The sequence below is a fragment of the Pseudomonas sp. NPDC089554 genome (assembly GCF_050280645.1).
Lineage (GTDB): Bacteria > Pseudomonadota > Gammaproteobacteria > Pseudomonadales > Pseudomonadaceae > Aquipseudomonas.
Map to the genome: position 1 here is coordinate 22,297 of NZ_JBNNVR010000068.1, position 8,194 is coordinate 30,490.

The 8,194-nt window shown below is 65.0% G+C and carries 8 protein-coding genes; 4 read left to right on the forward strand and 4 right to left on the reverse strand.

The genetic code is table 11. From position 1 onward, the window contains the following. Positions 1-15 precede the first annotated feature (15 nt). From ACQKPE_RS18790 to ACQKPE_RS18800, 3 genes are all read left to right on the forward strand, one after another. A complete protein-coding gene (locus tag ACQKPE_RS18790) occupies positions 16-471 on the forward strand; it encodes a MaoC family dehydratase (protein ID WP_427668126.1) in 456 nt (151 codons plus the stop codon). Positions 472-565: 94 nt separating this feature from the next. Then, entirely contained in the window at positions 566-2,299 is a 1,734-nt protein-coding gene (locus ACQKPE_RS18795) for a C13 family peptidase (protein WP_427668127.1), read from the forward strand. A 27-nt stretch (positions 2,300-2,326) separates the two neighbouring features. Continuing rightward, positions 2,327-2,971, forward strand: a complete 645-nt coding sequence (locus ACQKPE_RS18800; RefSeq protein ID WP_427668128.1) for an oxidoreductase — start codon at positions 2,327-2,329, stop codon at positions 2,969-2,971. Positions 2,972-3,017: 46 nt separating this feature from the next. Here the strand turns inward: ACQKPE_RS18800 and ACQKPE_RS18805 are convergent, their stop codons facing one another. The 4 genes from ACQKPE_RS18805 to ACQKPE_RS18820 all read right to left on the reverse strand — a co-directional run bounded on the left by ACQKPE_RS18805 (position 3,018) and on the right by ACQKPE_RS18820 (position 7,294). Further along, on the reverse strand, positions 3,018-3,305 hold the full coding sequence (locus ACQKPE_RS18805) for a YceK/YidQ family lipoprotein (RefSeq protein ID WP_427668129.1): 288 nt from the start codon (positions 3,303-3,305) through the stop codon (positions 3,018-3,020). Then, positions 3,302-3,931, reverse strand: a complete 630-nt coding sequence (gene ubiX, locus ACQKPE_RS18810; RefSeq protein ID WP_427668130.1) for a flavin prenyltransferase UbiX — start codon at positions 3,929-3,931, stop codon at positions 3,302-3,304. Before ubiX ends, ACQKPE_RS18805 begins: the two co-directional genes overlap by 4 nt. Next, positions 3,928-5,277, reverse strand: coding sequence for a UDP-N-acetylmuramate:L-alanyl-gamma-D-glutamyl-meso-diaminopimelate ligase (gene mpl, locus ACQKPE_RS18815; RefSeq protein WP_427668131.1), 1,350 nt, complete (start codon positions 5,275-5,277; stop codon positions 3,928-3,930). Before mpl ends, ubiX begins: the two co-directional genes overlap by 4 nt. Before the next feature lie 67 nt (positions 5,278-5,344). Beyond that, entirely contained in the window at positions 5,345-7,294 is a 1,950-nt protein-coding gene (locus ACQKPE_RS18820; protein WP_427668132.1) for a sigma-54-dependent Fis family transcriptional regulator, read from the reverse strand. 256 nt (positions 7,295-7,550) lie between these two features. Between ACQKPE_RS18820 and ACQKPE_RS18825 the strand changes: the two genes are divergently transcribed. Beyond that, positions 7,551-8,194: aldehyde dehydrogenase family protein (locus tag ACQKPE_RS18825; protein WP_427668133.1), on the forward strand; the 644-nt coding region annotated here is incomplete at its 3' end.

The following is an 8,194-nucleotide window of genomic DNA, read 5'->3' on the forward strand; positions in this document are numbered from 1 at the left end:
ACCTGGAGAGTCGCGATGCCCTATGTACCTGTTGCAGAGCTTTCGCAGTACGTTGGAAAGGAACTGGGACGTTCCGAATGGCTGAAGATCGATCAAGAGCGCATCAACCTGTTCGCCGAAGCCACCGGCGATTTCCAGTTCATCCACGTGGACCCGGTAAAAGCGGCGAAAACCCCGTTTGGTACCACCATCGCTCATGGTTTCCTCAGCCTGTCGCTGATTCCCAAATTGATGGAGGACATCCTGGTCCTGCCTGAAGGCCTGAAGATGGCGGTCAACTATGGCCTGGACAGCGTGCGCTTCATCCAGCCGGTCAAGGTCGACAGCCGCGTGCGGCTGAAGGTCGAGCTGACCGATGCCACCGAGAAGAAACCCGGCCAGTGGCTGCTCAAGGTCACCGCTACCCTGGAGATCGAAGGCGAAGAGAAGCCCGCCTACATCGCCGAGCCGCTTTCGCTCTGCTTCGTCTGAAGCCTGACAGGGGTGCCCTGTGCGCCCCTGCTACAGCTGTCTCACCTGCCTGATCTGCGGCATACTCGGCAAGTCTCTGTGCCCGGATTCCACTATGCGCCACCTGCTGCCCCTCGCCCTGACCCTGCTGCTCGCCGCCTGCGGCGATGGCGAACCGCTGTCGCCACCGGATGCCCGCCTGCCGGACGGCGGTCGCTACCGTGGCCAGGTGGTCGACGGCCTGCTGCAAGGCGAGGGACGCATCGACTACCCCAACGGCAGCTGGTACGCCGGCACCTTCCAGAACGGCCAGTGGCATGGCCAGGGCGAATGGCATGGCAGCAATGGTGAAGTCTACCGGGGCCTGTTCGCCCAGGGCCTGTTCGAGGGCCTGGGTGAGCTGACCACCCCCGGCAGCCACTACGCCGGCACCTTCAAGCATGGCCGACGCGACGGCGAAGGCACTCTCAAGCAGCACGACCAGACCTACCGCGGCCAGTTCAAGGAAGACCAGTACGAAGGCGCCGGCGAATTGCAGCTGGCTGACGGCAGCCGCTACCAGGGCCAGTTCGTCAAGGGCAAACCCAACGGCGCCGGGGTACGCAGCGATGCCAGCGGCAACCGCTTCAGCGGCCACTTCAGCGACGGCCAATTGCAGGGGGCTGGCACCTACGACAGTGTCGACGGCGAGCAGTACATCGGTGAGTTCAAGGACAACCGCCTGGAAGGCCGTGGCCGCTATGAAAACATCGATGGCGACGTGTGGATCGGCGAGTTCAAGGACGGTTCGCTCAGCGGCCAGGGAGAGTTGCTCGGCAGCGACGGCAGCCGCTACAAAGGCGGCTTCAAGGATTGGCGCTTCGAAGGCCAGGGTCTCCTGCACCTGGCCGACGGCAGCCAGTACATCGGCGCCTTTGCCAACGACGCCTACCAGGGGCCCGGGCGCCTGACCCAGGCCAATGGCCGGGTCGAAGGTGGCTACTGGATCAACGGCGTGCGCGTGCGCGACGACAAAGGCAGGCTGCTCCCCGACCCTCTGGACCTTGCCCTGCTCAACCAGGGCAAGTTGCTGGACGCCGCGCTGGCCAAGGTCCCACACTCAGCCCCCCCTATCCAGCTGTACAGCCTGGTCGTGGCCGGCGACGGCCAGCAGAGCGTGTTCCTGCGCGAGGCCGACTACGTCAGCAACATGCTCAAGGTGCGCTTCGGTGCCCATGGCCAGGTGACCTTGGTGAACCACCGCGACCACCTGACCGACCGCCCCATGGCCACCCGCGAGAACCTCACGCGCGCCGCCCAGACCCTGGCCGAGCGCAGCGACCCGGAAGACATCGTGTTCATCTACCTCACCAGCCATGGCAGCCATGACCACCAGCTGGTGCTCGACCAGCCGCGCCTGCAACTGGCCGACCTGCCAGCCAACGAACTGGCCAGCGCGCTCGAGCCGCTGAAGCACCGCGACAAGGTAGTTGTCATCTCCGCGTGTTATTCCGGTGGCTACATTGCCCCGCTGAAGGACGAGCGCACCCTGGTCATGACCGCCGCTCGCCCGGACCGTGTGTCCTTTGGCTGCACGGAAGAGGCCGACTTCACCTACTTCGGCGACGCGCTTTTCGCCCAGGCGCTGAACCAGACCGATGACCTGGCACAAGCGTTTGAACTGGCGCGCGCCAGCGTTGCCGAACGGGAACGAAGGGAAGGTTTCGAGGCCTCCGAACCGCAGATGTGGGCGCCGCCAAGGGTGTTGAAGCACTGGCAGCGACTGCGCCAGCAACAGGCCGAGGAAGCCTTGCGCAATGAGGCCCAGCCAGCCCAGGGCGGACAGGCGAAACAGCCTGGGACCCGCTAAGCTGAGCTGTAACGAGGGAGAAACACCATGTATCTGACGCCTCAGCATGTCCTGCTTGCCGGCGCTACAGGCCTGACGGGTGAACACCTGCTCGACCGCCTGCTCAGCGAACCCACCATCAGCCGGGTCCTGGCGCCCACCCGCCGCCCTCTGGCCGAACATCCGCACCTGGAAAACCCGGTAGGCGAACCGGCGGTGTTTCTCCCGCAACTGGCCGGCCGCGTCGATATCGCGTTCTGCTGCCTGGGCACGACGATCAAGAAAGCCGGCTCCGAGCACGCCTTTCGCTCGGTCGACCTGGACATGGTGGTTGCGTTCAGCAAGCGCGCGCGGGAACTCGGCGCGCGGCACTTGCTGGTGATCAGCGCGATCGGTGCCGACCCCAAGTCGTCGATTTTCTACAACCGGGTCAAGGGTGAGATGGAAGAGGCCCTGAAGGCCCAGGACTGGCCGCAACTGACCATCGTGCGTCCTTCGCTGCTGCTGGGCGAGCGCATGGAGCCGCGCCTGGGCGAGCGCATCGCCGCGCCCTTCTCACGGCTGATGCCGGGTAAGTACCGGGGGATCGAGGTGTGCACCCTGGCACGGGCGCTGTGGCGTTTGGCGCTGGAGGAAGAGGACGGGGTGCGGGTGGTCGAGTCGGATGAGCTGCGTAAGCTCGGCAGGAAGTGATTTAGCGACTGGCAGGGCCTCTTCGCGGGTAAACCCGCGAAGAGGCCTAGAGACCACCTGTAGCGTTGAACCCCACCCCCAACGCCGTCATCGCCGACAGCGGCAGCAACAGCGTATCGAGCAATGCACTGCCCGGCAGGTCCAGCCCAGGATAGGCCGGCGCCTCGGCACCGAAGCGATCTTGCGGGCAACACCCGCCATTCATCACATACAGGTTCAGCCGCGTACCGGCATACACCACCGGCGCTCCCGGCTTGGCGGCATCCAGCGTACGCACCGTCGCACAGCCACTGAGCAGCCCCAGCGCCAGCAAGGCGGATAACGACCGCCTCAATCCTCACCCCCAACGTGATGCTCACCCCAGCGCGGCAGCATGTCCTGGGGAATGTTCAGCAGGTTGAGAATGCGCGCCACGACGAAATCCACCAGGTCATCGATGGTCTGCGGCTGGTGGTAGAACCCCGGCGCCGCCGGCAGGATCACCGCGCCCATCTGCGAGAGCTTGAGCATGTTCTCCAGGTGGATGGTCGAGAACGGTGCCTCGCGAGGCACCAGAATCAACTGGCGACGCTCCTTGAGGGTAACGTCGGCCGCCCGTTCGATCAGGTTGTTGCAGGCCCCGGTGGCGATCGCCGAGAGCGTGCCCGTGGAGCACGGCACCACTACCATCGCCGCTGGCGCACCGGAGCCTGAGGCTACCGGCGACATCCAGTCTTCCTTGCCATACACGCGGATCTGCCCGTCGGCAGCCCCGGTGTACTCGGTAAGGAAGGCCTGCATGGCCTGGGGCTTGGCGGGCAGCACCACGTCGGTTTCGGTGGCCATTACCAGTTGCGCGGCCTTGGAGATCAAGAAATGCACCTCGCGGTCCTCGCGCACCAGGCAGTCGAGCAGGCGCAGGCCATATTGCGCGCCCGAGGCGCCGGTCATGGCCAGGGTAATGCGCTCCGGCCCGCTCACTTCAGGGCCTCGGCCAGCTTGCCGTGCAGGCCGCCGAAGCCGCCGTTGCTCATGATCACCACATGCGTGCCGGGGCGCGCCTGGCCCTTGACCCGCGCAATGATCGCCTCGAGGCTGTCGGCTACCACCGAGGGCACCTTGCACTGTGCCGCCGTGGCGGCCAGGTCCCAGCCCAGGTTGGCCGGGGCATACCAGATCACCTGATCGGCATCGTTGACGCTTTCCGGCAGGCCATCGCGGTGGGCGCCCAGCTTCATGGAATTGGAGCGCGGCTCGATGATCGCGATCACCGGCGCCTCGCCCACGCGCTTGCGCAGGCCGTCGAGGGTGGTGGCGATAGCGGTAGGATGGTGAGCGAAGTCGTCGTAGATGGTCACGCCCTGAACTTCAGCGACCGTTTCCATACGCCGCTTGACGCTCTTGAAGGCGCTCAGGCCTTCGATGGCCATGGCCGGCACCACACCCACGTGACGGGCGGCGGCCAAGGTGGCCAAGGCATTGGCGACGTTATGCTGACCCGTCAGCGACCAGTCCACCACGCCTTGCACTTCTCCCTCGAACACCACCTCGAAACGCGAGCCGTCGGCGCTGAGCAGGCGCGCCTGCCACTGTCCGCCTTCGCCGGTGGTCTGCACCGGGGTCCAGCAGCCCATGCCGATGACCCGCTCCAGGGCCTGCTCGGTGGTCGGGTGGATCACCAGGCCTTCGCTCGGGATAGTACGCACCAGATGGTGGAACTGCCGCTCGATGGCTGCCAGGTCTGGGAAGATGTCCGCATGATCGAACTCAAGGTTGTTGAGGATCGCGGTACGTGGGTGGTAGTGCACGAACTTCGAGCGCTTGTCGAAGAAGGCGCTATCGTATTCATCGGCCTCCACCACGAAGAACGGCGTGCCGCCCAGGCGCGCCGACACCGAGAAGTTCTGCGGCACGCCGCCGATCAAGAAGCCCGGGCTCATGCCAGCGTGCTCCAGTACCCAGGCGAGCATGCTGCTGGTAGTGGTCTTGCCGTGGGTACCCGCCACTGCCAGCACCCAGCGCCCTTGCAGCACGTGGTCGGCCAGCCACTGCGGGCCGGAAACGTAGGGCAGCCCCTTGTTCAGCACGTACTCCACCGCCGGGTTGCCCCGCGACATGGCGTTGCCGATTACCACCAGGTCAGGCGCAGGCTCCAGTTGGGCCGGGTCATAGCCCTGGGTCAGCTCGATGCCCTGGGCTTCGAGCTGGGTGCTCATGGGGGGGTAGACGTTGGCGTCGGAACCGGTGACGCGATGCCCGAGCTCCTTGGCGAGCACCGCCAGCGAGCCCATGAAAGTGCCGCAAATACCGAGAATATGAATGTGCATGATCGACCTCGCAAAACGTCGAGGCAGGGTAGCCTAGGGCGAGGGAAATCGCACCCCGATGTTTTGCTCAAACAGCCCTGGCGATGCCGTGCTTGCGCAATTTTCGGTACAAGGTATTGCGACTGATGCCCAGGTGCTCGGCGACATGGGTGAGGTGCCAGCGTTTCGCCTCCAGCAAACTCAACAACGCCTGGCGCTCAGCCTGTAGGAGCGGCCTTGCGTCGCGAAAGGGCTGCGCAGCGGCCCCAGCGGTGTCAGCGTCACCTTCAGGATTTTGGGGCTGCTGCGCAGCCCTTTCGCGACGCAAGGCTGCTCCCACAAAGCTTGCGGGCAGGTCTGTCAACTCGATGACCTGGCCGTCGCACAGCGCCACCAGGGTGCGCAGCACATTGCGCATCTGCCGCACATTTCCCGGCCAGGTGAAATCCAGCAGCGTCTGGCGAGCGGCGGGGTCGAAACGGATGGCCTGACCTTCGGCCTCCTGAAGCAGCAGCCAATCCAGCAACTGTGCCTTGTCGCTGCGCTCGCGCAGCGACGGCAGCGCTACCTCCAGGCCATTGAGCCGGTAGTACAGGTCCTCGCGGAACGAACCCTGCGCCACCCGCTGAGCCAGATCGCGATGAGTGGCGCTGATGATGCGTAAATCCACCGCCTGCGGCTCGCCACCGATGGGCACCACCTGGCGTTCCTCCAACACCCGCAGCAAGCGGGTCTGCAAGGCCAGCGGCATGTCGCCGATTTCGTCCAGCAGCAAGGTGCCGCCGTCGGCCTGCAACAGCTTGCCGCGCATCCCCTCCTTGCGTGCACCCGTGAAGCTGCCGCCGCGATAGCCGAAGAGCTCGCTTTCTATAAGGCTCTCCGGAATCGACGCACAGTTGATCGCCACGAACGGCTTGCCGCGCCGACCACTGGCCTGGTGCACGGCCTGGGCGAAGGCTTCCTTGCCACAGCCGGTCTCGCCACGCAGCAGCAACGGCACGTCACGCTCATACACCCGCACCGCACGGTTGAAATCGTTCTGCAACGCCGGGTCGAGCAGGCAGATGCCCACTGGCGGCAAGCGTCGAGCCTGCGACCACAGTGTCGTACGCGCCTGCCCACGCAGGCTGGCGAACAGCGGGCGGCCCTCTTGGGTGTGCAGCGGCCAGACCGCGCTGCCCTGGGGCGTGGCTCGGCTGAACAATTCGTCACGACTGCACGCGAAGAACTGTTCCACCGGCTTACCCAGCACAACATCGCGGGCACAGCCCAGCAGGTTCATCGCGCCCTGGTTGAGCGCGCGGATGCAGCCATCGCCGTCGAAGGCCAGCAGCCCTTCGCTGAACTGCCCCACCGACTCGGCCTGCACATGAAAGCGCAGCAACCATTGGTGCTGGAAATGCCGAATGAAGTAGCAGCTCTCGATCAGCTTGGCTGACAGGTTCACCAGGGCCATGGTGTGGAACTGGCTCTGGCGCGAGACGTCCGGGCGCGCCGACGACACGTCGAGCACCGCCAGCAGGTCGCCGTGGGGATCGAACACCGGGCTGGCCGAGCAGGTCAGCCCGGTATGCCGACCGCGAAAGTGCTCGCCCTGGTGAATGGTCAGGGCCTGGCGCTCGACCAGGCAGGTGCCGATGCCGTTGGTGCCTTCGCGGGCTTCGCTCCAGTCGGCGCCCAGCCACAGCCCGGCGCGCTCGAAGATACGCCGCTCGCTGGGCGCGGTGACGCAATTGAGGATCACCCCACGCGCGTCGGTCAGCAGCACAGCGTGGCCAGCCCCATGGAGCTGTCGGTGCAGGCTGTTCATTTCGTCATCGGCGACCTGCAACACCTGGTGCAGCCGTTCGCGGCTTTCCAGCAGGCGGCCGTGCTCCAGCACGACAGGCGCCTGGGTACGCGAAGGGTCCAGGTGATAGTCCTCAAGGCAACGCAACCAGGAACGGGCGATGGAGGGGTCGTGGCCTGACCCATCGGCCTGGCTGCGGGCGACAGTCAGAACCTGGTGGGCATGACGGCTGAGGTGGCTGTTCTGCATTTGTTATTGGCCTGCGCAGAGAGAGCGTGCAACCAGCATCCTCCACCCAGGAGCGCTTTGCAACGCCACCTAGGCCTGCGTGACATAAACGGTACAAAGTGTCACGCCCTGCGTACCAGAACTGACACGCACACCCCTCGCGAATGCCGCAAGAACACGCCAAGCCCTTGATTTTACTGATAGCAAAAACGCTGGCCCAGCCTTTGCTCTACGCTTTCCAACTCCCCAACAAACACAAAAGCCAAGGAGAGATACCATGCGTTACGCACATCCCGGCACCGAGGGCGCCAAGGTTTCCTTCAAGAGCCGCTATGGCAACTACATCGGCGGCGAGTTCGTGGCTCCGGTCAAAGGGCAATACTTCGAAAACACCTCTCCGGTGAACGGCAAGCTGATTGCCGAGTTCCCCCGCTCCACTGCCGAAGACATCGACAAGGCCTTGGATGCTGCCCACGCCGCCGCCGACGCCTGGGGCCGCACCTCGGTACAGGACCGCTCCAACGTGCTGCTGAAGATCGCCGACCGTATCGAGCAGAACCTCGAAGTGCTGGCCATCGCCGAAACCTGGGACAACGGCAAGCCGATTCGCGAAACCCTCAATGCCGACATCCCGCTGGCGGTCGATCACTTCCGCTACTTCGCCGGCTGCATCCGCGCCCAGGAAGGCGGCGCCGCGGAAATCAACGAAAGCACCGTGGCCTACCACATCCACGAGCCGCTGGGTGTGGTCGGGCAGATCATCCCGTGGAACTTCCCGATCCTGATGGCCGCCTGGAAACTCGCCCCGGCCCTGGCCGCAGGCAACTGCGTGGTGCTCAAGCCCGCCGAGCAGACTCCGCTGGGCATCAGCGTGCTGGTCGAGCTGATCGGCGACCTGCTGCCGCCGGGCGTACTCAACAT